The sequence below is a fragment of the Gordonia sp. IITR100 genome, assembly GCF_002009645.1.
Taxonomy (GTDB): Bacteria; Actinomycetota; Actinomycetes; order Mycobacteriales; family Mycobacteriaceae; genus Gordonia; species Gordonia hongkongensis.
The window spans coordinates 170,679-196,465 of the sequence record NZ_MVKV01000001.1 but is presented as its reverse complement, the minus strand read 5'-3'; the positions used below and the strand labels follow the sequence as shown (position 1 = coordinate 196,465).

The window sequence follows — 25,787 nt, the reverse complement described above, 5'->3', positions numbered from 1 at the left end:
CACCTGTGCATCTCACACCGAAGGACGAGGACCGGCTGCTGCTCTTCCTCGCAGCTGAACTCTCACGCAGACGCCGGTCGCGCGGACTGCGACTGACGTATCCGGAAGCGCGTGCGCTCATCGCCGACGAGGTGGCGGAAGCCGCTCGTGGGGGAGCCAGCGTCTCGGAGGCGGCGGCACTCGGTGCGTCGCTCCTCACCGATGACGACGTGGCCCCCGGGGTCGCAGCCCTCCTGGGGTCGGTGCAGGTGGAGGGATTTTTCGACGACGGCCAGAAGCTCGTGACCGTTCACGACCCGATCCGGCCGGGAACCGGCCCTGCGCCGACGCGACTGGCCGGTGACGAGCACACGCCCGGGGAGTATCTGCTCGTCGACGAAGACGTCGTGATCAACGACGGGCGGGACACAGCAGCGATCACGGTGGTCAACACCGGTGATCGACCGGTCCAGGTCGGCTCGCACTTCCACTTTTTCGAGGCCAACCGGGCGCTGCTGTTCGATCGACGGGAAGCCTTCGGGATGCGTCTGGACATCCCGTCGGGCACCGCCGTCCGGTTCGAGCCCGGGGCCGAGCACGATGTCGAACTCGTCGCCTTCGGCGGCGAGCGCGTCATCACCGGCCTCAACGACATGACCAACGGCCCAACCGATGGTGCGCTGCCCGCCGCGACGCTACGCGACCTGCGCGCAGCGGGATTCCTGGACACGTCCGCGGGAGACGTAACCGGGAGGACCACTTCAGGAGGGGACTATGGTGCAGAGACTGACGCGTAGGCACTATGCGGAGCTGTTCGGGCCGACGACCGGCGACAGGGTGCGTCTGGCCGACACCGAACTCCTGGCGCGCGTGGAGTCCGACGCCACCGTATACGGCGACGAGTCGGTGTTCGGCGGCGGCAAGACCATGCGTGAGGGCATGGCCGTGCACAATGCGATCACGAATGCCGAAGGCGCACTGGACTTCGTGATCACGAACGTCCTCATCATCGATGCTGTGCTGGGGATCCGTAAGGCCGACATCGGGATCAAGGACGGGCGCATTGCCGGCATCGGCAAGTCCGGCAACCCCGCCACCATGGATGGGGTCGATGCCGAGCTGGTGATCGGAGCCGGCACCGACATCCGTTCGGGTGAAGGCATGATCGCGACCGCGGGAGCCATCGACGTCCACGTGCACTTCGACAGCGCCGGACTGGTCGAGGAAGCCATCTCGAGCGGTATCACCACCATGATCGGTGGGGGCCTGGGTCCGGTCACGGTGGGGATCACCAGCTCGGGGCCACATAATCTGGCAAGGATGCTTCGGGCAGCAGAGGCATTCCCGATGAACTTCGGATTCATCGCGAACGGAAGTGCCGCATCCACAGCACCGTTGATCGAGCAGGGACTCGCCGGTGCGATCGGATACAAGATCCACGAGGACTGGGGTGCGACGCCGGCATCGATCCGCGCCTCGCTCGACGCGGGCGACGAACTCGACCTACAGGTGCAGATCCACAGTGACACCCTGAACGAGTCGGGCTTCTATGAGGACACCATGCGCGCAATCGGTGGCCGCACGATCCACACCTATCACGCCGAAGGTGCGGGCGGTGGACACGCCCCGGACATCATGCGGGTCGTGGGTGAGCCGAATTGCCTTCCGTCGTCCACGAATCCGACCAACCCGTATACGCTCAACACCTTCGACGAGCATCTCGACATGGTCATGGTGTGCCATCACCTCAATGCGCGGATACCGGAGGATGTGGCTTTCGCCGAGTCGCGTATCCGGCGAGAGACGATCGCCGCCGAGGACGTCCTGCACGATCTTGGCGCCATCTCCGCGATCGGCTCGGACTCGCAAGGGATGGGCCGCATCGGCGAAACCATCGCCCGTACGTGGCAACTCGCCTCGCACATGCGCGCCACGCGTGGGCCGTTGCCGGACGACGCCGGTACCGGCGCGGACAATCAGCGCATCTTGCGTTACATCGCCAAGCTGACGTTGAATCCGGCGAAGATGTTCGGCATCGACCACGAGGTCGGCTCGCTGGAGCCCGGCAAGCTCGCCGACATCGTGCTGTGGGAGCCGAAGTTCTTCGGTATCCGTCCAGAAGTGGTGTTCAAAGGTGGCTTCCCGGCGTGGTCGGTGATGGGCGAATCGAACGCCTCGCTGATGACCTGCGAACCGCTGAAGTATCGCCCGCAATGGGCGGCTTTCGGCAAGTCGCCGGTTGACGTGTCGGTCAACTTCGTCGGACGTGCGGCCCTCGACTCGGGCCTCGGGGAACGACTCGGCCTCGACACCCCGCTGATCGGCTGCACGGGATCGAGGGCCTTGACCAAGGCGGACTTCGTCCACAACGACCACCTGCCCGAGATCTCCATCGAACCCGATACCTACCGGGTGGTGGTGAACGGGGAGATCTGCACGAGCACACCGATGTCGAGCGTCCCGCTCGGACGCCGGTACACGCTCAAATAGGAGGAGAGCATGAGTTCGGATCCGATCCGTATCGGAATCGGCGGACCGGTCGGCTCCGGCAAGACCAGGCTGGTCGAGTCGTTGGTCCCCGTCCTCACAGAACGCGGGGTCGATCTCGCAGTGATCACCAATGACCTGGTGACCGACGAGGACGCCCAGCGTGTACGACGCAGCGGCATCATCGACCCCGCGCGGGTCCGAGCCGTCGAGACCGGTGCGTGCCCGCACACCGCGATCCGCGAGGACCCATCGGTCAATCTGGCCGCCGTGGATGACCTGGCGGCTGCCTACCCAGGCCTCGACGCGGTGCTGATCGAGTCCGGCGGAGACAATCTCGCTGCCACGTTCAGCAGTGATCTCGTCGACTACTGGATCTTCGTCATCGACACCGCCGCCGGCGACGACATCCCGCGGAAGCAGGGTATCGGCCTTCTGCAGGCTGACCTGCTCCTGGTGAACAAGATCGATCTCGCCGAGATGGTCGGAGCCGACCTGGATCGCATGCGACACGACTGTTCGGTTGCCCGGCCGAGTAAACCCACACTGTTCACAGACCTACGGCATCAGGTGGGCGTCGTCGAGGTGGCCGACGAGATAGTCAAGGGAGCAATGCTTCCCACGCCACCGAAGGCATGATCGAGCCGGGGGTTCTCGATGTCGACGTGGTCGCCGATATCTGCGGAAGGACTCGGGTGCGGCATCTGCGGCAGGCCTACCCGCAACGGGTCACCACACCGCTGTATGTCGACGTCGACCCACGGATCGCCTATCTCTGCGTACAGAATCCGTCCGGGGGGATCTTCGCCGACGACTCGTTGCACACGACTGTGGCGGCCGGCCCCGGCAGCCATCTCCTGTTCACGTCCCAGGCGGCAACCCAGGTGTTCGACGGGCACGACGGACCGGGGGCAACCCACCACCAACGGATCCGGGTCACAGATCGATCGGTGGTCGAGTTCGTACCGCGCGAGATCATTCCGCAGGCCGACTCCCGGTTCGCTCAGTACACCGAGATCGACGTCCGGGGTTCGGGGCTCTTCGTCGGATGGGAGATGCTCGCTTCCGGGCGGATCGGCCGTGGGGAGCGGTTCCGGTACCGGTCTCTCGTCTGCCGGACCACGGTGCGGGTCGACGGTGAGGTCGTTGCGCGGGACGCGCTTCGGTTCAGTCGACCCGAAGGGCGGGTCGACGACGCCGGTTCGCTGCCGGAGCGGCTGATCGGCGCGAACTACTGCGCTACGTTGCTGGTAGTAGCTCCCACGAGAAGCACCGGTGCATTACAGAATGCACTGCAATCGGCCCTGGACGCGTTGGATGTGGTCAGCGGCGTCAGCGCACTGCCGGGCGAGAGTGGTGCGATCGTGCGCGTGCTCGGCACGAGAGCACCCGCGATGCGTGAGGCGCTCGCCGTGTGTCTGGCGTCAATCCGGTCCGAACTGTTGATGCTGGCACCGCCCCCAAGGCGATTGATCTGAGAGGACACCCCATGACCACTGAATCCACCGAGCAGGCGCGGGAAGTGACCCACCTCCTGGGACGTGAGTGTGATGAAGAGTTCCACGGACGTCGACTCGACCTCGTCGAGATCGGTTGGGGGGACGCGCGTAAGCACCGACAGATGCTCACGACCGCATCGGGATCGACGGTGCGGCTCCGCCTCCCACGAGGTTCCTTTCTCGACGACGGCGCGGTCCTGGCCGACGACGGCGAGACCATCACCGTGGTACGTCGTGCTGCCGAGCCCGCCATCGTCGTCGACTTCGATGCCAACGGCGGACCCGACGGTGCGCGGCGAATGCTGTTGCTGGGTTATCTGCTGGGCAACCAGCATGCCCCGCTGGATGTCTCGGCGCACCAGGTGTCGACGCCGCTGATGACGAGCGCGACGACCGCGAAGGACACCCTCGCCGCACTGCGTCTGCAGGGTGTGGTGGCCGACGTCCCGCTCGCCTCACACGGATGGTCGAACACGTCGGCCGATCATCACCATCATCACCATCATGACTGATCGACCCGTCATCAGTTGCTGCCCGAGGACCGCGATCGACTCCGCTGTGTCCGATTGCTCTGTGCCCGATTCCTTCGCGGCGGCCGTCGGCTGGCTGAACCTGCACGACAGCGCTTTTCCCGCGGGCCGTCTGGTCCACAGCAACGGCATCGAGAGCTGGCTGCGTGCGTTTCCCGACGCCGGGCCCGATCAGATCGTCGAGCTCGTCGTGGATTACGTGGCGACCTCGGTCGCGACACTCGATGCGGTTGTCGGTGTCCACGCTTGGGCGAGTGACGATCTCGCGATGCTCACGGGCCTCGATCGGGAGTTGCTCAGCTACAAGACCTCGGAGAACGCGCGAGACGCGTCGCTCAAGCCGGGGCGTCAGCTCGCCGACACCGCAGCTCGTGTCGGGATGATCTGCGGAGTGCCGGACTGTGCTCGCGCGGATTACCTTCGCGCGGTGTCGTCGGCGAATGCACCGGGCAATCTGGCCGTCGTCGAAGCCGTAGTCCAGGCGGGACTCGGGATCGACCGGCGCACCGCGGCCCTGGGGACGCTGCGTTCGTCGATGGCATCCGCGTTCAGCGCGTGCGTACGTCTCGGCAGGCTCGGTTCGCTGGGCGCACAGCGTGCACTGGTCGCGGCGACACCCGCTCTCGTCGACCTTGCCGCCGACGTCGAGCGGGCTCCGCTCGACGCCCTGAGCTCCAGCAGCTTCGCGCTCGAGCTGTTCGGCATGCGACATGCACAGATGTCGCCTCGGCTCTTCGCCAGCTGATGCAGCCGGACTTGGATCCGGCTACCGGAACACGATGCAGGTGGTGGTCCCGTGGGCGACGAGCTTGCCGTCGGCGGAGAACACCTTGCCCTCGGCGGTCGCGGTGGTGCGGCCGGCGTGGATGACGGTACCCACGCCGGTCAGCTCCCCGGCGTCCACGGCGACCGAGCGGATGTAGTTCACCTTCAGCTCCAGCGTCGTGTAGCCGACCCCGGCGGGCAGGGTGGTGTGGACGGCGCACCCCATCACCGAGTCCAGCAGCGTGGCGCAGATGCCGCCGTGAACGGTGCCGAGAGGGTTGGCGAAGTCGGGCTGCGGAGTCACGGCGAAGGTGACCGCGCCCTCGTCGATCTGCTTGGGCACCATGCCCAGGAGGCGGCCGATGCTCGGGCGGTCGGAGCCGGCGCCGCCCGCCTGCCAGGCTCGCAGCAGCTCGAGTCCGGACATGGCGGTGGGGTCGGTGGGTGCGTCAGTCGTGGTCGTCATGACTATGCATGGTTGCATACTCCGCCGTGATTATGAAGGTCTGCATATCGGTGAGGCCGCGCCGCATATGGGATGACCTCGGCCGATGCTATGTATGCTGGCCACAATCGGTTGTATGAGGGTCGGCATAGGAGTTGTTGCTGCATGGCGTCACATCCCGCCGAGTCCGTGGTCACCGGCGCGGACGACCGCGGCCCCCGCGAACGCATGGTCGTGCACGCGGCCGATCTGATCGGCCGCGACGGGGTCGCCGCCACCTCCATCGGCGACGTGATCTCGGCGAGTTCCGCACCACGGGGATCGATCTACCACCATTTCCCGGGCGGTAAGACCCAACTGATGACCGAAGCCGTCCGGTACGCCGGTGAGTTCATCGCCGAACGCATCGGGCGTCCGACCACGATGACCCCGGCCGACACGGTGCGCGAGATCGGCGGGGTGTGGCGGCGACTGCTGGTCAACACCGACTTCCAGTTCGGCTGCCCCGTGCTGGCCGGCGGACTCGCCCGCCGCAGCGAACCCGCGGTGGCGGACGCATCCGCCGAGATCCTGCAGCGCTGGGCCGACCTGGTCACCGCGCGGCTGGTGGTCGACGGCGTCGACAGCGACCGTGCCGACTCACTGGCCAACCTCATCATCGCGGCGGTCGAGGGAGCGGTCGGACTGTGCCAGACGCGGCGCAGCGTCGAACCCCTCGATCGCGTCATAGCCGAACTGGCGAGCCTCTGCGACGCGGCCGTCGATCGGGTCTGATCCGGGGCGAGACGTTGGACACAGGTGTGCTCCGTTAGTAGGTTCACCATGTCGTCACCGCCGTGGTGGCGTCTGGCCTGCATCCGTTCATCGTCGGGGCGGGCTCGAATCGGTGGGTGAGCTCGGGGAGGTTGCGCCATGACGCCGGTCTTCCGGCATGCGCTGGGTTCGGACTTCGACCGTCTGCATCCCAACGTCGCATGGCGCTACGGCATCGACTCGACTTCCGGTGTCGCGCAGGTCTGTAGCGGGATCTACGAGTCGGTCTACGTGTCGTCGGCGCTGCCGCCGCCCGCCCTGTGGCATTACGCCAAGCGCAATGCGCTGCCCTCGAAGACCAGTCGCATGGTTCCGTTCACCCAGGGTTACTACTGCTACTCCGACGAGCTGGGGCGCGAGTCGCTCGCGGTGCTGCGGAACTTCCAGTACACGACCGGCCCGCGCAAGCTGAATTCCCTGCTGGTGGCCGGGCGCACGGGTCTGGTCGACTATTTCGGCGACGGCCCCGAGTTCCTGTATCCGATCGAACCGTCGGTGACGCGATCCGGCGAACTGCTGCTCGAGAGCGGACCGATGCGCTGGCTCGGACGCGGACCCAAGGTCGGGATGAAGGGGCTGTTCACCGCTCAGATGAAGTACATCGAGGGGTGGGACGAGAAACGGGATCGATTCCGCTGCGACGCGACCGTCCGCAACCCGGTCATCGGCGAGATCATGCACTTCCGCGGCTGGTTCACCGCCGTCGACCAGGCGTGCTCGTTGCGTGACATCCCGGACGAGGCGTGGCCGGTCAACCTGGTCGACCGCGAGAGCTGAACGGTTCGATCCAGGGCGACTCCGTCGCGGCAATCCAGGGCGACTCCGTCGCGGCTCGACACAGCCTCGACAGTTCGTTGCATAGGCGGAACGGGCGCGCGGTAGGTTCAGCGCATGGCTGTCTCAGCGAACATCGAATTCGACGTCGCCGCCCCGGTCTCGGTGGTGATGGAAGTGCTCATGGACATCGAGTCCCTACCGGACTGGTCGGGCCCGCACAAGGAAGCCGAGATCCTGTCCAGCTACGACGACGGCACGCCGCAGAAGGTGCGGATGGTCGTCACCGCCGCGGGTATCTCCGACGAGCAGACCTGCACCTATGACTGGACCGAGAACTCGTGCGAATGGCACCTCATCGAGTCGAATCAGTTGAGCGAGCAGCACGGCAAGTACACCGTCACCGAATCCGACAAGGGTGCCCATGTCCGCTTCGACCTGGCCGTCGAGCTGAAGATCAAGCTGCCCGGACTCATCGTGAAACGCGCCCAGAAGATGGCCGTGGACACCGCGCGCAAGGGACTCACCGCGGAAGTGGAGAAGCGCGCGGCGGCCTGAGGACGATCGTGACCGGGACGTGACGAGTCGATCGTCTCCTCCACGGCGCCGGCCCCTGTACGCTGAGGGCGTTCCTTACCGGGCGCCCGAGCTATGGAGGCCAAAGCAGTTGAGAATCAAGAAGTTTGCCGTTCGCGGCCTGGTCCTGGCGGCGGGGCTCGCCGGATGTGTTGGTTTCGCCGGGTTGTCGGGCGAAGGGGTCGCCGCGGCGGACACGCGTTGCTCGGTGTCGAACGGTCATCAGGTCGAGCGTGTCGAGGGGCGCAGCGGTTGCGGCGCCAAGGCCGGAGTCGGCAGTCGCGCGAGTGCCGACGAATACAGCGGTCGGGGCACCGCGGTCTCGGTCTCGGACAACGGCGGCAACGCCGCGGCCTACAACCTGCAGCCCGGTTCGACGGCGCTCGCCGGCGCCAACAGCCGGGGCAACGCCTATTCGGTCACGACCGGCCCGAGCGCGCTGTCCGTCGCGCAGGCGCGTCGCGGCGGTACGACGGTCGCGATCGGCGGTTGGGGCGGCGAGGCCTACGCCGGTCCCGAAGGTGCCCGCTGCAGTGGCGGTTTCGCGACCGCGTTCGACACCAGCACGGGTAAGGCATGTCTGCACGCCGGTTCGATCGACCTGCGGAACTGAGCGGCTCCACCTCACGACACCTGAGAGACAGAACACGCCCGGCGCGACGGTAGTTCACCGGAGCGTCGGGCGTCGTTCGCCGCTTCGACCTATCGTTGTGGAGTGACCGACCTCCACGATCCCGAGACACAGATCGGCCCCGACTTCAGCGTGCTCAACGGCCGCGAAGCACTTCAGCAACTCGTCGACCTCCACGACACCACGCACTTCACGGTCAACGACGACGATGACGACGACCCGGTCCTGCTGACCCTGCCCGAACGGAATGTCGTCGACACCTGGCGCGAGGACTACCCGTACGAGGAGCGCATGAGCCGCCGCGAGTACGAGGTCACCAAGCGGCGGCTGCAGATCGAACTGCTGAAGCTGCAGAAGTGGTCCAAGCAGACCGGGCAGCGGCATCTGCTGGTCTTCGAGGGCCGAGACGCGGCGGGCAAGGGCGGCACCATCAAACGATTCAACGAGCACCTCAACCCGCGCGGCGCACGCACGATCGCCCTGGAGAAGCCCAGCGAACGCGAGGCCACCGAGTGGTACTTCCAGCGGTATGTGCAGCACCTGCCCGCCGGCGGGGAGATGGTGTTCTTCGATCGCTCCTGGTACAACCGCGCCGGCGTCGAACGGGTCATGGGGTTCTGCAGTCCGCAGCAGTACACGCAGTTCGTCGCCCAGGTCCCGGCGTTCGAGAAGATGCTCGTCGACGACGGGATCAACCTGGTCAAGTTCTGGTTCTCGGTCACCCCGCTCGAGCAGCGGACCCGGTTCGCGATCCGTCAGATCGACCCGGTGCGCCAGTGGAAGCTGTCGCCCATGGACCTGGCGTCGCTGGACAAGTGGGATGCCTACACCGAGGCGAAAGAGGCGATGTTCGCCACCACCGACACCGACCACGCACCCTGGACGGTGGTGAAGTCCAACGACAAGAAGCGGGCGCGCATCAACGCCATGCGTCACGTGCTGAGTCTCTTCGACTACGACGGCAAGAACGAGTCCTTCGTGGGCACGCCCGACCCGCTGATCGTCGGCCGCGCCGCGGATGTGATCGGGGAGTAGTTCCCCGGCTCGGTAGCCTCGTGGCTGTGCGTAGCTTCCTGAGTGCCCTGTTGACACTTGTCGCGATCGCGGCGACCGTTCTCGCCGTACCGTCTTTCTGGCTGGATCAACGCATCGTCGACCAGGCGGGGTTCGTCGCCACGGTCGCGCCGATGGCCGAGAACCAGCAGGTCAAGGACTACCTCGCAGATGAGATCGCCGCGCAGGCGACCGCGCGGACAGACCTGCCGATCGCCGGCGTCCTGGTACGGCCGCTGGCGGGCCGCTACACCGAGAGTGAACAGTTCCAGCAGGACTTCGCCGATGTCGTCGGCCAGCAGCACGCGTTCCTGTTCGAGGAGCCGGCACCCGGTTCGGACACCTCGGTGATGCAACTCGACATCACGAACATGATCAACCGCTCCCTGAACCTGACCGGTGGCAACGCGATCCAGGGGCCGGTGGTCGTCGAGTTGACCAACGGCTCCTCGGGCCTCGAGGCGGGCCGGTACGCGGAGGTGGGTGGCCAGATCACGCTGCTCGCCTGGGGCTCGGCGGCGGTGGCCGTGATCGCAGCCGTGCTCGCGCTGCTGATCGCCCGACGACGCGGAACCGTCTTCGCGTGGCTCGGGCTCGGCGTGCTTGCAGCCGGCGTCTCGACCTGGGCCATGGGCCTGTTCTTCGCCGACCGCGCCAAGCAGGAGGTGGCCGGCGCAGAGCGCTCGGGCCGCCAGGTCGCCGAGCTCATCATCGACGGCGCCTACGACGACGTCACCCGGGTCGCACTGATCGTCGGCGGCGTGGGCGTCGCGATGTTCGCCGTCGGGATCCTGGGACGGCTGATCATCGGGCGGCGCTGAGGGAGGGTGCGTCAACCCTGCTCCCAGATCCGAAGAACGACATGACCATTGGTCCCTGAGGTGCGAGGAGCGCCGGCGATGCCTTCCCTCTGCTCCCTGAGGTGCGAGGAGCGCCGGCGATGCCTTCCCTCTGCTCCCTGAGGCGCGAGGAGCGCCGGCGATGCCTTCCCTCTGCTCCCTGAGGCGCGAGGAGCGATAGCGACGAGCCTCGAAGGGTTGGCGACGCATCTCGCCAGGACCCTTCGTGACGGCCCCCGCAAGCTCCGGCCTCCTCAGGGAGCGGAGTTCTTTCGTCTCCACGACGGGTCGCCAGGCCTCGGATACTGAGGATTGCCCGGAGTGTGCGTCACGCCCGTTCCCTGAGGAGTGCCCGGAGCTTGCGGAGGGCGCGTCACGCAGGGTCCGCCGAGCACCCCCGGCTGATGGACCTCAACTCGACCGATGGACTTCGATCGAAGTGCATCCGTCGAGTTCGAGTTTATCGGTCGGAGCCGGATGCAGTGCGAGGTCGGGCCGGCTCGCTGAAGCAGTTCGTCTGAGCTCTACCACGGTGGTTGTTGGGTCGCAGACGCTGACGCTATGTGACTGGTGGGGTTTTTGTTCACCACAGTTCATCACCGTTCACCGCTGAGACGTGAGTGACGGCGATTGCTGTGCAACAGGATTCGCGACAATGAGGGCTGTGGAGAAATCTCGTCGTCGAACGTGATTGCGAGTAGCTTGGTGTCATGCCCTCGATCACCGAACTACGCGACACCCTCATCTCACTGCAACAGCCACCCGACGACGGCAGTGGCCGTGCTCTGCACGAGCGGCTCGACGAGCTGCGGATGCTGCGTAACGTGCTCGATCACCAGATCGCCGTACATACAGCACTTTTCGACGCCACGGGTGCGGCAGCGCGGGCGGGGTCGACCACACGGAACTCACTGATCGAGATGGGCATGCCACCCGCGGCCGCGTACCGCTATGTGCGGATCGCCGGCGGGCTGGAGTCGGTGGCGAAGGTCGCCGACTGTGCTGCCGAGGGCTATCTGTCTGCCGAGTGTGTCGACGCGGTGATCCGTGGAATCACCTTGGTGAACAAGCGATCCGCGTCACCGCTGTTCGACGACGAGCGCAGCGGATATGAGAGCGAGTTGCTTGCGCAGGCGTTCTCCGGAGCCACCCCGACCGAGATCGACGACCACGCCCGCGGGATCGCCATCCGGGTCGCCCCCACCGATCCCAGCACCGTGGCGGCGGCCGATGACGCATCGCTGAACACCGTGCACACCAGGATCACCGAAGACGGGCGGGTCGCGATCGCCGGAGATGTGACCGCGGTGATCGGAGAGAAGTTCGTGTCCATGATCGACGAACGGTCCTGTCCGCGTCCCGAACCCGACGGCGCTGCCGATCGTCGAGGTGCGGCCGAGCGCCGTGCCGATGCGCTGGAGTTGTTGTTGGATCAAGCGGCGATCGGCGCGGCGATGACCTCTGCCGGCGCACCCCGCACCCAACTGTTGGTGACCATCCCTGCCGACGGCGCTGATCCGGCACGGCTGCCGTGGATGGGGGCGGTGTCGGCATCGTCGGCGCGCCGGCTGTCGTGTGATGGTGGGGTGGCCGAGATCGTCCTCGACGCCGAGGGTGTGCCGTTGCGGATGGGCACCACGAAGCGACTGTTCCCGCATCACCTGCGGCAGGCGATCATCGTGCGCGATCGGTGTTGTGTGAAATGCGGGGCGCCAGCAGCGCATACGCAAGTTCACCATCTGGTCCATTGGGTCGATGGTGGTCCCACAGATCTGGACAACGGGTGCCTGCTTTGTCAACGCTGTCACACCCAGGTTCATCATCACGGCTGGCAGGTGGTGATGGGGCCCGACCGGCACCCGTGGTTGATCCCACCCGCCGATATCGACCCGCGGCGCCTACCCCGACCCGCCTACAACCGGCGCACCATGCGACTTGACGACGCCCTCGTATAGTCAGTCCACGCGAACACTCCACAGACCCTCCGGCGTCGACCCCGGCGCCACACGACCTTTGACAACTCCACAGTGTGAGGCGATCCCGGCGGGGTCAGTGCCCGGCAAAGGCCTCCGCGAGCCACCAGGCGCCGCCGTCGTCGGTGATCTTGGCGTCGATGACGAGAGGCCCGGAAGGTTCGGGTGAGGGCAGCGAGGCAACCCAGGCCCGTACCTCGTGCAGGTCGTCGAGGCCGGTGACCGTCACGCCCGTCGCGCCGTGTCCACGGGCGATCGCGGCTATGTCGACCTCGGGGAACGTCACCGTCGTCATGTCGGCGTCGCCGAAGTGATGCACTTCGGCACCATAGGCGGAGTCGTTGTAGACGATCACGACCAACGGCAGTGCCAGACGTACGGCGGTCTCCAATTCGGCGATGGCCATGAGGAATCCGCCGTCGCCGGTTCCTAGCACCGGGACCCGGTCCAGTTGCGCGAACGCCGCGCCGATGGCTGTGCCGAGGCCCAGTCCGATCGACTGGAAGGCCTGCGTGAAACAGAAGCCGAATTCGTCTGGCACGGACAAGTGCGTCGACGGATAACCCATGAAGTTGCCGGAGTCGATGGAGACGATGCGGTCAGCGGGCAGGATCTTGTCGAGCGCGATGGTCAGTGCCCTCGGATCGACCCGGCCGGCGGTCACCTGGCCGGTGACGGGGACGTCCTGCCACCTCGATGACACCGAGATCCGTTCCCTGACTTCGTCGGTGCGATAACCGGTGGTGCTGCCGTCGGCCGCGAGGATCGTGTGCACGTCCGTCGCCGTCGCGCCGCAGTCGCCGACGACTCCGAGGTCGATCGGGCGATGCGCGCCGATGGCGTCGATGTCGACGTCGACCTGGGCGACGGTTGTGTCCGTGCCGATGAGTCGGCCGTGCCGCATCGTCCACATGTTCAGGGCGCAACCCCATCCGACGATGAGGTCGGCGTCGGCGATCAGCTCGGCGGTGGTGGGGGAGGAGAAGCCGCCGGAAATGCCCAACGAGAACGGGTTTCCCGCGAACAGGCCGTTCGCGACCGCCGACGTCGCCACCAGCGCACCGGCGGCCTCGGCCAGGGCCGCGATCTCCGGACCCGCGGAGCGCGCCCCTCGGCCCGCGACGAAGACGGGACGCCGCGCACCGCGGATCGCATCGGCGAGGCTGGCCGCCGACCGGGTGTCGGGACGCGGCCGCGGCGGTTCGGCGGAGAGCTCGACAGGTCCTTCGAAATCCGCTGCGGCGGCGGCGATGTCGATGGCGACATGGAGCACGACGGTCCGGCGCTGCGTCACCGCGGTGCGGAAGGCGCGGATCACATCCGTCACCACCGTGCCCGGTCCGTAGACGCGGTCGTTCACGGCGCCGACGCTCGCGGCGAGGGCCTCCTGGTCGATGCGGAAGTTCGACCGCAATGCCGACGCGGGCGCATCCGCGGTGAGCACGATCATCGGCGTACGGCTCTTGGCGGCCTCGGCGATACCGGTCATCGCGTTGGTGAGGCCACAGCCCTGATGGACCGACAGCACGCCCACCCGTCCCGACATCCGCGAGTAGGCGTCGGCCATGCTGGCCGCGCCGCCCTCATGGCGGGCGGCCGTGAACGGGACACCGCCGGCCCGAAGGGCGTTGGTCAGCACGAAGTTCCCGCTGCCGACCACACCGAAGGCATGGCCGACGCCGAGATCGGCGAGAACGCGGCCCGCCACGTCGGCGACCGTCGGGCCGTAGCGGCCGGGTGCCGCCATCAACTCTCGACGATCGCCAGCACGCGCGACGGACTGCCGGTGCCGCCGACGATCGGCAAAGGACTCACGACGATCACCGCGCCGGTGGGCGGGAGCGAGCCCAGGTTGCGCAAGGAGGTGAGCCCGTACTTGTCGTTGCCGAGGAAGTGGTAGTGCACGGGGAAGGCGGGATCGAAGCCGCCCGCCAGCCCTGCGTCGACGCCGACGGTCTCGACGCCGAGGCCGGTGATCTCGCGCTCGGTGGCCAGCCACTGCGCGCACTCCACCGACACCCCGGGGGTGTGCGACCCGGTGTCGTCGGCGTTGAGGAACTCGGCTTCGGAGCCGCCCCGCGACTCCCAGCCGGTCCGCAACAGCAACCAGGTGCCGGCGGTGAGGCGACCGTGTTCGGTCTCCCAGGCCTCGACCTCGGCGACGCTCAGGAGATGATCCGGCTCGTCGGCGACCTCATCGGTCAGGTCGAGGACGGCCGCCGGGCCGATCAGCCGTTGCACCGGGATCTGCGAGACGTCGTCCCCGTCGCGTCCGCTGATCCAGTGGATCGGTGCGTCGAGATGGGTGCCGATGTGCTCGCCGGTGTGAATGTTGTTGTGCCGCCAGTACGGTCCCGGCTCGTTGTAGGCGCTCACCTCTTCGAGTCTGAAGTCGATCAGGTTCGCGAACGGGGCGGGCAGTCGCAGCGCGGGCGTCGCCGCACTGAGCGGGGTCGTCAGGTCGATGACTCGCAGGGAGCCATCGGCCAGACCGGCGACAAAGCTGGCCAACCGGTCGGACGTCGTGGAGTCGGCCACTACTTGCGCGCTCCGCGCCAGTTCATGCCCCAGCCGTACGCCTCGTCGACCTTGTCCTGTGCCCCGCGGATGTAGCGCACCTCGCGGTTGAGAACCAGCTCGCCACCACGGTTCTCGAACAAGGCGATCGCGCACGAGAGCGCCGACTGATCCGCTTCGTCGAGCCGGACCTCGATCTCCGGGCCGTTGGCCGGGAACAGGGTGACGACGCCGTTGGCGCCGGCCCAGTTCGGGGTGCCCTCGTAGATGTAGGCGAAGATCAGGATCCGGCGGATCCGGTCGGTCGCGGAGAGGTCGATGTACATGTTCTCGCCGCCGGAACCCGACCGGTCGTCGCCGTCGAGGTAGATGATCGGTTGTCCGTCACGGGGCGCCCGGAACGAGTTGCCCAGGGCCTGCACGATGCCCTTGCTCCCGTCGGTGAACTCCCACAGGCAGGCGAGGTCGAGGTCGATACCCTGCGCCTTGCGGAAGAGCCCGCCGCCCTTGGAGTTCGACGTCCAGCTCAGATTGACACGCACCTGACCGGAGGTCGCACCCTGCTTGCTCAGCGAGATGCTCGGCGCCGACTTCGTGAGGGTGATCTTCGACAGCGAGACCGGCGGCGCGGGCGGCTGCTGACCGTAGCCCGCGGGGGTGGGCGGTTGCTGGCCGTAACCCGCGGGAGCGGCCGGGGGTTGGGCGGGCGGCTGCGGCGGCTGGGCCTTCGGACGCTTCGTGTAGTCGATCCCCATCTCGGTTCCTCATCTCGTCGTGGTGACATCGTCGTCGGGTGCGATGATCGGACGGCGAACACACACTCGCCGCAGGTGTTGGCGCCCAGCGTAGTGGACCATCGTCAGCGGCCGGTGTCCGTTGCCGGGGCGTGAGCCCGCGCGGACGGACCGAAACTCGATGCGACGTCGAGCTGCCCCTGCGGATTCCGGCGGCAGCTGGCCACGGCGACATGGCACGGACGTGGGACGTTCGCGGGGATCGGGTAGCCGTCGTCGATCTGGTACCGGGTGTTGGTGATCTTCGACGCGACCGCCGCCGGGTCGGCGGGGTGTTCCGGAGCGGCATCCGCCCGAATGACCACCATCGCTTCGGTGACACCGGCCGGCCACTCGAAGCGCATGGTGTCGGCGTCGACGCGGACCGCGGTGATCGGCGGCGGGTCATCCGGATGGGGGGTCGCCGGCGGCTGCGGCGCTGTGGTCGCCGGAGCGGGGGCGGCCGGGACGGGGGTGGCGTCGGAGCGGGCGGGGGCGGACTGGCTTCCGGCCAGCACGGCGGTGACCTCGTACACCGGCGGCACCGGGTCGGGCCGACTGCCGTCGGAGAGTTCGGTCCCTGCGGTGCGGCCGAGCGTCCGGGTCGACCCGTCGAACCCGATGCGCACGACGCGGTAGGTCACCGACTCCGTCGCGGACGGATCCCAGGAGACGGTGATCGCACCACTCTCGGCGACGAACCGGACGTTGCGCGGCGGCTCCACGGTCAGCACCGTTGCCGCCGAGTTGAGGCCCTCGTGATCGGTGATCCGACGTCGCATCACGGCAGCGGCGGTGAGGCTCGCCGGGTTGCTCGCGGATGCCGACCGCGCGATCTCGCCCGCCTGGGCGACGATGTCTCGCGACGCCTCGAGGCGGGCCTGGAGCGACCCGCCCGAGTCGGGAAGACGGTCGATGTCCCGGGCTCGCCGGAACACGTCCTCCAGCAGTTCGAGCGCCGCGACGTGGCGCATCTCGTCCGCGAGGTCCCGAGCCCGGCGGGAGTCCGCCACCGCCTGCGCGATGACCCGTTCGACCTCGTCGGCGACCGCCGCGATCTGCCGGAGCGCAGCGGCATCGTCGCCGGCTCCGGCACGCGCATCGGCGATGGCCGCACGCGCCCGGACGGGCAGGCCGTCGCGCAGGGCAGCGCGGGCGGCGCGGAGATCGTTCTCCCACAGCCGCTTCGGCGGGGGGACCTCGACAGGCTCGGCCGGCGGCGTGGGTGGCTCGGCCGACGGCGGGGGTGACTCGGCCGACGGCGGGGGGCCGGCCGGTGGGCTCACGGCTGCTCCGAATTCGGCGGCGAGTCCGGCGATCACGGTGCGCGCATCGCGTGTGCCGAGTCCGCGGGTGCGGGCCTCGTCGAGCAGGAACTCATGGTCCTGCGCACCCAGTTCGTCCTCGACCAGGACCGCGGCCCGGACCCGTGGTCGGAGATGGTCGGTCACGGCGTCAACGACCGATTGCCGATACTCCTGCGCCAGCACGGGATCGGAGAGCAGGACGTCGTGGACGTGGACCAGCAGCTCGTCGAGGACCGCGCGGAAGCGGCCGGCGGCGAGCTCACGGGCTCGTTCGTTGAGCGCGACGGCCCGCGACTCGATGACGCCGCGATCGGCGGCGGCGTCGGTGTCGAGGTGTAGCAGGGTCAGGAGCGTCGGGGTGGGATCGCCGTCGCGGAGTCGGTCGAACTCGGCGAGCAGGTCGGCGATCTGACCGCGTTGCTGCGCCGACAAGGACACCCGCGGCGGCGCGGGTTCGGCCGACGCGGGCGGGGCGTCGTCGACGATGCGATGACGCCGCAGTCGGGTGTCGATCTCGGCCGGATCGAGGCCGCCCATGGCGCCGATCTCGTCGAGCCCGGCGCGCTTGGATCTCGGGATTCCGCCGTAGCGCTCGTTGAGCCGCGCGATCGCGTTGTCGAGGAGTTCGAATCGCTGCTGATCGCGCAGTTCGCGTCGGGTGCTCACCGCACGAGCCTCGGCGATCCGACCGGTCTTGTGCCGCAACGGCGCCGACCGCTCGTCGTGTTCGGCAACCAACCGGGCCACCAGGATGCGGTACTTCGGGTGGTCGCGTTGCTTCTGCCAGAAGGCCCACACCTCGTCGAGTCGGGCGGCCACCGCGGCGTCGTCGAGTCGCTCGGCCTCCTCGATCGGGAGGTCATACAGTTCGAACGAATCCGATTCGCTCGGGCCTCCGCGCTTCTCGACCGCGGCGAGCACACGTTTGCGATAGTCGTTGCCGACAAACGGTTCCATCAGGTCTCTCTCCTCCGGCGGAGGCCGTCAGTGGTCGCGGCGCCGGGAGCGGTGGACCTGATCGAGTTCGCGCTCGACCTCCGATTTCGACAGCGAGGCACCGGTTTTGGCCGACAATGTGAGCGGAATCTGCGCATCGACGTGGAAAGCGGTGACGTGCAGGACGCCGTCGAAGGCCATCTCGAAGGTCACCGACACCTCGCTGCCCTCGTCGTATCCGGGCGGGATGTCGGTGATCGCTCCTTCGATGAGGACCTTGGCGTCCTCCGGTCGCGGGGAGGCGGCCTGCCCCTGCTGTTCCAGCACGACCAGCTCGATGCGGGACTGGTCGCGTCGCATGGTCCCGAACGACCGTCGCACCCGGATCGGGAGCGTCGAATTCCGCTGGACCAGCCAGCTGGCCTCCAGTTCGCCGTTGTGGCCGTTGACCGCCAGCACCCCGAAACCGCGGGAGACCACTGTGTCCACGACGACCTCGAGCATGCGGCGGACACTGCTGACGGGCAGCGCGAACGCGTGGGCGACCCGGGTGCAGGACTCGTCGAGGTCGGCCGGTGCGACGCCGTCGAGACCGCGGTCCTCGCGCAGGCGTCCGCGGGTCGTGAGGTCGGCGCGGACGAGTCGTTCGATCTCCAGCTTCTCGCCGTAGATCGCTGCCCCGCGGGCGACAGCGAGGTCGGGGTCGTTCAGTTCCGGTGTCGTGCCCAGTGCGGCGGCGAGTTCCCGCGCGACCATCGGCATCCGCGACGAACCGCCGACCAGCAGGACACGGTCGACGGCTGACACGCCTCGGCGTTCGGCGGCGGCCAGGCATGACCGGGTGAGTTCGACGGTCCGGGCCAGCAGCGGACGGGTGAGTTCCTCGAGTTCGGCCCGGGTGAGCGTGATGACCGACCGGGCGCCGTCGTGGGCGACGATGACCGAGGTCGAATCCGACTCGGTCAGTTCGTGTTTGGCGCGCTCCGCGGCGAGGATGAGCGACTGCGAGCCGGCCGAGTCGTCGAGCGGGTCCTCGGCGTCGGGGTGTTCGGCGCAGAACGTGCGCGAGAGGTGCAGCGCCAACCGCTCGTCCCAGTCGGCACCGCCGAGCTGGTGATCGCCGTCGACGGCGAGCACGGTGATCCGGCGGTCGGCGAGTTCGATGACCGTCGCATCGAAGGTCCCGCCGCCGAGGTCGTAGACCAGGACCGTCTCGTCGGGTGTGCCCTTGGCCAGCGGGTCGGTCAGGCGGCTGAAGCCGTAGGACAGAGCGGCGGCGATCGGCTCGGACAGGACCCCCGCGACCTCGAGGCCGGCGTACGTGCCGGCCTGGATCGTCGCGCGCCGCTCCTCGTCGCCGAAATAGGCGGGCACCGTGATCACGGCGCGCTCGACCTGCTCGCCGGCGAACGCGGCGTCGGAGATCAGCGACTTGAGGATGAGTGCCGAGATCGCCGGCGCCGACCACGTCTGGCCGTGCGCGACGAAACGCCACTGGGCATCGCCCATCCGCCGCTTCACCAGGCTGCAGACGTTCTCCGGGTCGAGCCTGGCCTGCCGGCGGGCCCCCTCGCCGACGACGTGATCCGTCGGCGACGTCAGCAACACCGTCGACGGGGTGGTCGGTGCGCCGGTCAGTCCGACGATCACCTCCGGGCGGCCGTTGGCGTCGATCTTCGCCAGCGCCGAGTTGGTGGTTCCGAGGTCGATCCCGATTACGCCCACGACCGGGGATGCTAGCAGCGCAGACGGTCTCGCCGGTGCCGGACGATCGGCCGGTGGAGTTGATTACGCTGGCGGAATGACGTCTCCGGAGGGTGATGTGCCCGAGCGAATCGACGGGCTCGCGCAGTTGGGCGAGCAGGTGTCCGACCTCGCCCTCGTGGTTGCGCGGCAGACCAGGACGATCGAGCGGCTCGTCGACGCCGCCAGATCCCCGGCCGCCGCGGCCGGGGCGGACACCGCCCTGCTGGTCGACCTCTTCGCACTCCACACCGACGCGGCGACGTGTGCGGTCTCGGCGTCGGAGGCCGACCGGCCGGCGTTCGAGCTGCTGCGCGCCGGACTGGAACGCCTCATCGTCGGCCGCGGGGGAGCGGTCGTCGCACCGCCGGCCGGGACCGACTTCGATGCCCGCACCATGGAGGCGGTCGACGTCCATCCGACCGACGACACCTCCGCGGACCGCACCGTCGCCGAGCTGCTCCGTCCCGGGCTGGTCGTCGGCGAGCGCTCGGTCCGGCCGGCGGCAGTGGTGGTCTTCCGGAGCGGTCAGTCCTCGGGAGACAGTGTCCGCCAGAGGAACTCGTAGGCCAGGGCCGATTTGAACGCGGCCTGCTTGTTGTCCGCCGCGCCGCCGTGGCCGCCCTCGATGTTCTCGTAGTACTGCACGTCGTGACCGGTTTCCTCCAGGCGGGCAACGAGTTTGCGCGCGTGACCGGGGTGGACGCGATCGTCGCGGGTCGACGTCGTGACCAGGATGGGCGGGTATGTCGCGTCCGCGTCGACGTTCTGATAGGGCGAGAACGGCTTCATGAACTCCCACTGTTCGGGGTCGTCGGGGTCGCCGTACTCGGCCATCCACGACGCCCCGGCCAGCAGGAGGTGGTAGCGCTTCATGTCGATGAGCGGGACCTGGCAGACCAGAGCGCCGAACAGCTCGGGATAGCGCGTCAGCATCACTCCCATGAGCAACCCGCCGTTGGAACCGCCCTGGGCGCCCAGCTGTGACGCAGTGGTGAGTCCGGTGTCGACGAGGGCACGCGCGACGGCGGCGAAATCCTCGTACACCTTGTGCCGTCCCGCTTTCTGCGCCTGGGTGTGCCACGACGGGCCGTATTCGCCGCCGCCCCGGATGTTGGCGATGACGTAGATCCCGCCGCGCTCGATCCAGCTCTGCCCGGCGATCGCGAGATAGCTCGGGGTGAGGGCGTTCTCGAATCCGCCGTAGCCGTAGAGCAGCGTCGGTCCCTGGGACACGTCGCGCCGACGCACCACGAAGTACGGCACCTGCGTGCCGTCGTCGGACGTCGCGAAGTGCTGCTCGGCGGTCACCGCGTCGGAGTCGAAGAACGCGGGGCTGTGTTTGATGACCTCCGGAGCCCGGCCGCTCTGGCCGTGGAGCAGACTCGGCGGATCGGTGAACGACGTCGCCGACCAGAACACCTCGTCGCTCTCGTCGGGATCGGTGTCGAGGACCGAGACCGTGGCGAGGTCGGGCAGACCCGGCATGTCCACGGCCTGCCAGGTGCCGAGTTCGAGTACCTCGACCCGGGTGTGCACGTCATGCAGCTTCACGATGATGAGATGCGTACGCGTGTAGGCGTAGTCGACGAGGCTCGTGTGCGCATCGGGCGCGAAGAGCACGGCCGCGTCGCGGTCGCCCGCCCGGTAGGCCTCGTAGTCGAAGGCCAGCAGTGTGCCCGGTGCGTGCGCGGTGCCGTCGATCTCCCACTCCGATCGCGTGAGCACCAGCAGCCAGTTCATCCGGACCCCGGCGTGCGCGTCGGTGGGCACGTCGAGCAACTCGGGGCGGCCGTCGCGCAGTTCGTAGTCGAGTGAGTTGAAGAAGTCGGTGGCGCGACCGACGAAGTGGCGTTCGAATCCCGGTGTGCTGTCGTAGCTCGCCCGCACCGACACGTCCCCGGTCTCGCCCGCGAAGACCGTCACGGCATCCGACAGCGGGGTGCCGCGCGTCCAGCGCTTGACGATGCGGGGGTAGCCGGAGTCGGTCAGCGAGCTCAGCCCGTCCGGTTGCACGCCGAAATCCGTTCCGACGTAGACGGTGTCACGATCGATCCACCCGACGTCGGATTTGTTCTCCGCCAGCTCGAAGCCGTCGGCGACCCAGGTGCGCGACGGGATGTCGAACTCACGGACCACGGAGGCGTCGGCGCCGCCGCGCGAGAGGGAGATCAGCGCGCGCTCGTACTCGGGGCGCAGTACGGAGGCGCCGGCCCACACCCAGTTCTCGTCCTCGGCGCGTGCGAGTTCGTCGACGTCGATGAGGACATCCCAGTCGGGGGTGTCGGTCACGTAGGAGTCGTACGTCGTACGACGCCAGAGACCACGCGGGTTGGTCGCGTCGCGCCAGAAGTTGTACAGGTACTCCCCGCGGCGACGCGCGTAGGGGATGCGGTCGTCGGTGTCCAGGGCGGCAAGCGTTGCGGCCTCCAACTCGCGGAAGCGTTCCGACGACGTCAGCGCCGCCACCGTGGGCTCGTTGTGCGCGCGCACCCAGGACAGCGCGTCGTCGCCGGTGACGTCCTCCAGCCACAGGTACGGGTCGGTGTCGGACGTGGGGGCGTCGTAGCCGTGCTCGGTCATGGCGTCCAAACTACGCGGGCGGCCGTCGCGACCGTGCTCCGCGCAGGAGCGCTCACGGTGTCGGCCCCGGCAAAACGCCCACTACAGGTTGTCCGCGCGGGGTATCGTGACGCAGCGACGTCGAGGAGACCCCCATGGCCACTGCCCATTCCGTTCCCGCCCGCTGTCCCGGCCATGAACCCCCACGGACGTCGCGATGGGCCCGCCTCTCGATGGCCACCTGTTCCGTCGTCGCCGTGGTTGCGCTCGTCGCGGCTTGCGACAGCGGGTCGTCGGGCACCGGGGCGCCACCGTCTGCATCGGAGTCTCTGGAGAACCCGAATGCCGTCGCCGCCGAACCGCTGCCGGCCGATGCGGTCGACAAGGCGGTCGGGCAACTCGACGACCTGGTCAACTCGATGATGGAGTCGACCAAGATCCCGGGTGTGGCCGTGGCGGTCGTGTCCGGTGGGGAGACCAAGTACGCCAAGGGGTTCGGCGTCAAGGACATCACGACCGGTGAGGCCGTCGACCCGAACACCGTCTTCCAGCTGGCGTCGGTGTCGAAGTCGGTGGGATCGACGGTGGTCGCGGCCGCCGTCACCGACAAGACGGTGACGTGGGAGATGCCGATCGTGGAATCGCTGCCGTGGTTCGCGCTCGCCGAACCGTACGTCACGCGCACCGTGACCGTCGGCGACATGTACTCGCACCGATCCGGTCTGCCGGACCACGCGGGCGACAAACTGGAGGACATGGGGTACTCGCAGCAGGAGATCATGCAGCGCATGCGCTTCATGCCGCTCGACCCGTTCCGGATCAGCTACGCCTACACCAACTTCGGGGTGACGACCGGTGGCGAGGCGGTGGCGGTGAAGGCCGGGACGGACTGGGCGACGCTGTCGCAGGACCTCATCTACGGTCCGCTGGGCATGACCAGCACCAGCTCCCGCTACGTCGACTTCGAGCGCCGGGCCGACCGCGCGGTGGGGCACATCAAGGAAGACGACAAGTGGGTCAAGACCCCGATCCCGCGCGATCCCGATGCGCAGTCACCCGCCGGCGGTGTGAGCTCGAACGTCAACGACATGGCGACCTGGCTGAAGATGGTGCTGGCGCAGGGCAAGCACAACGGCCAGGAGGTCGTGGCCCCCGACGCGCTGCTCCCGGCCCTCTCACCGCAGATCGTGTCGAGCCCGCCCCAGACGCCGGACAATCGCGCCGGATCGTACGGTTACGGTTTCAACGTCGGGGTGACCGAGGACGCCCGGACGCAGTTCAACCATGCCGGCGCGTTCGCGTCGGGCGCCGGCACGGTGTTCTCGATCCTGCCGTCGGCCGACACCGCGATCGTCGTCCTGTCCAACGCCGCGCCCCTCGGTGCGGTGGACTCGATCGCCGCCGAGTTCATGGACCTCGTGCAGTTCGGCGAGATCCGCAACGACTGGCGCGACCTCTACGCCAAGGCGTATGCGCCCCTGAGCGTGCCGAGCGGCGAACTCGTCGGCAAGGAACCGCCGTCGAATCCCGCACCGTCGCAACCACTGCCGTCGTATGTGGGTACCTACGCCAACGCGGTGTACGGACCGGTGGAGGTCGTCGAACGCGACGGGAAGCTCGTCCTGGAGATGGGGCCGGGCGGCGTCCGTAAGCACGAACTCACTCACTGGGACGGCAACACCTTCACCTTCACCCTGCTCAACGAGAACGCCGAACCTGGCTCGATCTCGCAGGTCACGTTCGACGGCCCGCGTATGACGATCGAGTACTACGACGACGAGGAGAGCAACGGCGAGTTCATCCGGCGCTGACGGTCAGCGGCCCGTCCGGCCGTCGACGCCCTCGCGGATGATGTCGAGATGGCCGGCGTGACGGGCGGTCTCCTCGATCATGTGGGTCAACGCCCACCGCATCGACGGGGAGGAGCGACGTCCGCTCGCCCTGGGCGCCGCCTCGGCGAGATCGGTGTAGGCGTCGATGACCTCGCCCGCCTCGGACACCGCGCGGCGGTATGCCGCCTGCACCGATGCCACGGTCTCGTCGTCGGGGCAGGTGAACGTCGCCTGCCAGTCGTCCGCGTCCTCGCCCAGGAAGAAGAACCGTTCGACGAACGTCAGGTGGCGGACCACCCCCAACAGGCTGGTGCCCGACGGCACCGCGGCCGCACGGGCGTCGACCTCGGAGACGCCGTCGAGTTTGGCCACCGCGGAGGCGCGCAGATAGTCGAGGAAACCGACCAGCACCTCCTTCTCCGAACCGCCGGTCGCCGGTGGCGGGGTGTCCTTGCGACGGCGGGGAGGCATGGCCCCCACCCTAATGGTGGGCGGCCACCGGGTCGGGGACCTCGCCGGTCCGGACCGGGCATCGGGTGTGGGAGTAGATCGTCGGCATGCAGAGATTGCAGTGGACGCACTTCGACGTCGTCGACGGGTCGGCGGCGAGGCGCAGCGGTAGGTCGGGTTCACGCAGGAGCGCGCGCCCCATGGCCATGAAGTCGAAGCCCTCGGCGAGCGCGAGGTCCATCGAGGCGCGATCGGTGACGCCGCCCAGGAGGATGAGCGGCAGGTCGACGGCCTTGCGGAGTTCGCGCGCGAGAGGCAGCAGATAGGCGTCGTGATAGCGGTAGTGCTTGAGGAAGACCGGTGCGAAGGCCTTCAGTCCGTACTTCATGACACCGGAGAACGCATCGGCGAACTCTTTGCGGGGTGCCTCGCCGTGGAAGAGGTACATCGGGTTGAGCAGTGAACTTCCCGCGGTGGGTTCGATGGCGTCGAGGTGGCCGTCGGATTCCAGCAGCTGTGCCACCTGGCATGCCTCGTCGACGTTGAAGCCACTCAGCCTCGCCCGGCCCCGGGCGCGCGCCGCGGGGGAGCGCTCGAGGTCGACCCGGCCGACGCCGTCGAAGGTGTTGAGCTTCACCCAGATCGCAGTCTCGTCCCCGACCTCGTCGCGCACGCTCTCGACCACCTCACGGGCGAGGCGGGCGCGGTTGACGAGGCTCCCGCCGTAGGCGTCACGACGCCGGTTCAGCAGCGGGGACAGGAAGCTGGAGATGAGATAGTTGTGGCCGCAGTGGATCTCGAGTCCGTCGAAGCCGGAGTCCACCGCAAGCCGTGCGGCCCGGCGGAACGTGGTCCGCAGGTCGGCGATGTCGTCGACGCTGATCGCACGGGTCACCGACATCCCCATCGGCGCGGGTATCCGTGACGGTCCCAGGGAGGCGGCCCGGTTCGACGCCGAGTTCGCGACCGCGCCCGCGTGCCCCAGTTGGGCCGCCGCAAGTGCGCCCTCGGCGTGGATGGCGTCGGTGAGTCTCCGCAATCCGGGAACCGCCTCGGGGCGCATCCAGATCTGGTGGCGGTCGGTGCGGCCCTCAGGTGAGATCGCGCAGTAGGCGACCGTGCTCATGGCCACCCCGCCGGCGGCGACCTCGCGATGGAACTCGATGAGTTCGTCGGTCACCAGGGCGTCGGGCGTCATCCCCTCGAAGGTGGCGCATTTGATCAGGCGGTTCCGCAGGTGCAGCGGTCCCAGCCGGGCGGGGCTGAACGGTCCGGTGGTGGGGCTGTCCACAACGGTTCCTCT

General features: G+C 68.1%; 24 protein-coding genes. 15 read left to right on the top strand and 9 right to left on the bottom strand.

Annotation, left to right across the window (positions count from 1 at the left end; genetic code table 11):
* The first annotated feature begins 5 nt into the window (after nucleotides 1–5).
* The 6 genes from ureB to B1818_RS00910 all read left to right on the top strand — a co-directional run bounded on the left by ureB (nucleotide 6) and on the right by B1818_RS00910 (nucleotide 5,240).
* Nucleotides 6–776 (top strand): urease subunit beta, encoded by a 771-nt coding sequence (gene ureB, locus B1818_RS00935; RefSeq protein ID WP_078111715.1) that lies wholly within the window; start codon nucleotides 6–8, stop codon nucleotides 774–776.
* Nucleotides 754–2,469, top strand: coding sequence for an urease subunit alpha (ureC, locus tag B1818_RS00930; protein ID WP_058251309.1), 1,716 nt, complete (start codon nucleotides 754–756; stop codon nucleotides 2,467–2,469). Before ureB ends, ureC begins: the two co-directional genes overlap by 23 nt.
* Before the next feature lie 9 nt (nucleotides 2,470–2,478).
* The gene (gene ureG / locus B1818_RS00925; protein WP_078111714.1) at nucleotides 2,479–3,105 is read left to right on the top strand and encodes an urease accessory protein UreG; all 627 of its coding nucleotides are present in this window, start codon (nucleotides 2,479–2,481) and stop codon (nucleotides 3,103–3,105) included.
* Nucleotides 3,102–3,944 carry an urease accessory protein UreD gene (locus B1818_RS00920; RefSeq protein WP_078111713.1) on the top strand — a complete coding sequence of 281 codons (843 nt, stop codon included), beginning with the start codon at nucleotides 3,102–3,104 and terminating at the stop codon, nucleotides 3,942–3,944. The genes ureG and B1818_RS00920 overlap by 4 nt, the downstream gene beginning before the upstream one ends.
* Before the next feature lie 11 nt (nucleotides 3,945–3,955).
* The gene (locus B1818_RS00915) at nucleotides 3,956–4,477 is read left to right on the top strand and encodes a hypothetical protein (RefSeq protein WP_078111712.1); all 522 of its coding nucleotides are present in this window, start codon (nucleotides 3,956–3,958) and stop codon (nucleotides 4,475–4,477) included.
* Between the two features lie 61 nt (nucleotides 4,478–4,538).
* Nucleotides 4,539–5,240, top strand: a complete 702-nt coding sequence (locus B1818_RS00910; protein ID WP_238995009.1) for an urease accessory protein UreF — start codon at nucleotides 4,539–4,541, stop codon at nucleotides 5,238–5,240.
* Nucleotides 5,241–5,261: 21 nt separating this feature from the next.
* Here B1818_RS00910 and B1818_RS00905 read toward each other — a convergent pair whose 3' ends face one another.
* On the bottom strand, nucleotides 5,262–5,744 hold the full coding sequence (locus B1818_RS00905) for a PaaI family thioesterase (RefSeq protein ID WP_058251304.1): 483 nt from the start codon (nucleotides 5,742–5,744) through the stop codon (nucleotides 5,262–5,264).
* Nucleotides 5,745–5,870: 126 nt separating this feature from the next.
* On the opposite strand from B1818_RS00905, the gene B1818_RS00900 reads away from it, so the two are divergent.
* The 7 genes from B1818_RS00900 to B1818_RS00870 all read left to right on the top strand — a co-directional run bounded on the left by B1818_RS00900 (nucleotide 5,871) and on the right by B1818_RS00870 (nucleotide 12,346).
* Nucleotides 5,871–6,479 carry a TetR/AcrR family transcriptional regulator gene (locus tag B1818_RS00900; RefSeq protein WP_078111710.1) on the top strand — a complete coding sequence of 203 codons (609 nt, stop codon included), beginning with the start codon at nucleotides 5,871–5,873 and terminating at the stop codon, nucleotides 6,477–6,479.
* A gap of 138 nt (nucleotides 6,480–6,617) precedes the next feature.
* Nucleotides 6,618–7,295, top strand: a complete 678-nt coding sequence (locus B1818_RS00895) for a DUF4166 domain-containing protein (protein ID WP_058251302.1) — start codon at nucleotides 6,618–6,620, stop codon at nucleotides 7,293–7,295.
* 114 nt (nucleotides 7,296–7,409) lie between these two features.
* Nucleotides 7,410–7,850: an SRPBCC family protein gene (locus B1818_RS00890; RefSeq protein WP_058251301.1), complete on the top strand. Its 441-nt coding sequence runs from the start codon at nucleotides 7,410–7,412 to the stop codon at nucleotides 7,848–7,850.
* 109 nt (nucleotides 7,851–7,959) lie between these two features.
* Nucleotides 7,960–8,481, top strand: coding sequence for a DUF6764 family protein (locus tag B1818_RS00885; protein ID WP_058251300.1), 522 nt, complete (start codon nucleotides 7,960–7,962; stop codon nucleotides 8,479–8,481).
* Nucleotides 8,482–8,583: 102 nt separating this feature from the next.
* Nucleotides 8,584–9,534: a polyphosphate kinase 2 gene (gene ppk2 / locus B1818_RS00880; RefSeq protein ID WP_058251299.1), complete on the top strand. Its 951-nt coding sequence runs from the start codon at nucleotides 8,584–8,586 to the stop codon at nucleotides 9,532–9,534.
* Between the two features lie 26 nt (nucleotides 9,535–9,560).
* Nucleotides 9,561–10,373 (top strand): hypothetical protein, encoded by an 813-nt coding sequence (locus tag B1818_RS00875; protein WP_078111709.1) that lies wholly within the window; start codon nucleotides 9,561–9,563, stop codon nucleotides 10,371–10,373.
* A gap of 728 nt (nucleotides 10,374–11,101) precedes the next feature.
* On the top strand, nucleotides 11,102–12,346 hold the full coding sequence (locus B1818_RS00870; protein WP_078111708.1) for an HNH endonuclease signature motif containing protein: 1,245 nt from the start codon (nucleotides 11,102–11,104) through the stop codon (nucleotides 12,344–12,346).
* Nucleotides 12,347–12,440: 94 nt separating this feature from the next.
* Here B1818_RS00870 and B1818_RS00865 read toward each other — a convergent pair whose 3' ends face one another.
* The 5 genes from B1818_RS00865 to B1818_RS00845 all read right to left on the bottom strand — a co-directional run bounded on the left by B1818_RS00865 (nucleotide 12,441) and on the right by B1818_RS00845 (nucleotide 19,622).
* The gene (locus tag B1818_RS00865; RefSeq protein ID WP_078111707.1) at nucleotides 12,441–14,111 is read right to left on the bottom strand and encodes a thiamine pyrophosphate-binding protein; all 1,671 of its coding nucleotides are present in this window, start codon (nucleotides 14,109–14,111) and stop codon (nucleotides 12,441–12,443) included.
* Complete coding sequence (locus B1818_RS00860; protein ID WP_078111706.1) at nucleotides 14,111–14,902, bottom strand: cyclase family protein; 792 nt, start codon at nucleotides 14,900–14,902, stop codon at nucleotides 14,111–14,113. Before B1818_RS00860 ends, B1818_RS00865 begins: the two co-directional genes overlap by 1 nt.
* Nucleotides 14,902–15,636 (bottom strand): tellurium resistance protein, encoded by a 735-nt coding sequence (locus B1818_RS00855; protein WP_078111705.1) that lies wholly within the window; start codon nucleotides 15,634–15,636, stop codon nucleotides 14,902–14,904. The genes B1818_RS00860 and B1818_RS00855 overlap by 1 nt, the downstream gene beginning before the upstream one ends.
* Nucleotides 15,637–15,740: 104 nt before the next feature.
* Nucleotides 15,741–17,918, bottom strand: coding sequence for a hypothetical protein (locus B1818_RS00850; protein ID WP_078111704.1), 2,178 nt, complete (start codon nucleotides 17,916–17,918; stop codon nucleotides 15,741–15,743).
* Nucleotides 17,919–17,945: 27 nt separating this feature from the next.
* Nucleotides 17,946–19,622, bottom strand: a complete 1,677-nt coding sequence (locus B1818_RS00845; protein WP_058251293.1) for an Hsp70 family protein — start codon at nucleotides 19,620–19,622, stop codon at nucleotides 17,946–17,948.
* Nucleotides 19,623–19,698: 76 nt separating this feature from the next.
* Between B1818_RS00845 and grpE the strand changes: the two genes are divergently transcribed.
* A complete protein-coding gene (grpE, locus tag B1818_RS00840; RefSeq protein WP_058251292.1) occupies nucleotides 19,699–20,208 on the top strand; it encodes a nucleotide exchange factor GrpE in 510 nt (169 codons plus the stop codon).
* On the opposite strand, the gene B1818_RS00835 is transcribed toward grpE, so the two are convergent.
* Complete coding sequence (locus B1818_RS00835) at nucleotides 20,169–22,223, bottom strand: prolyl oligopeptidase family protein (protein WP_058251291.1); 2,055 nt, start codon at nucleotides 22,221–22,223, stop codon at nucleotides 20,169–20,171. The genes grpE and B1818_RS00835 overlap by 40 nt on opposite strands.
* A 212-nt stretch (nucleotides 22,224–22,435) precedes the next feature.
* On the opposite strand from B1818_RS00835, the gene B1818_RS00830 reads away from it, so the two are divergent.
* Nucleotides 22,436–24,013: a serine hydrolase gene (locus B1818_RS00830; RefSeq protein ID WP_058251290.1), complete on the top strand. Its 1,578-nt coding sequence runs from the start codon at nucleotides 22,436–22,438 to the stop codon at nucleotides 24,011–24,013.
* A gap of 3 nt (nucleotides 24,014–24,016) precedes the next feature.
* Here the strand turns inward: B1818_RS00830 and B1818_RS00825 are convergent, their stop codons facing one another.
* Together B1818_RS00825 and B1818_RS00820 are read right to left on the bottom strand one after the other, a co-directional pair.
* On the bottom strand, nucleotides 24,017–24,505 hold the full coding sequence (locus tag B1818_RS00825) for a DinB family protein (protein WP_058251289.1): 489 nt from the start codon (nucleotides 24,503–24,505) through the stop codon (nucleotides 24,017–24,019).
* 10 nt (nucleotides 24,506–24,515) lie between these two features.
* Nucleotides 24,516–25,775: an NADH:flavin oxidoreductase gene (locus B1818_RS00820; protein WP_078111703.1), complete on the bottom strand. Its 1,260-nt coding sequence runs from the start codon at nucleotides 25,773–25,775 to the stop codon at nucleotides 24,516–24,518.
* Nucleotides 25,776–25,787 lie beyond the last annotated feature (12 nt).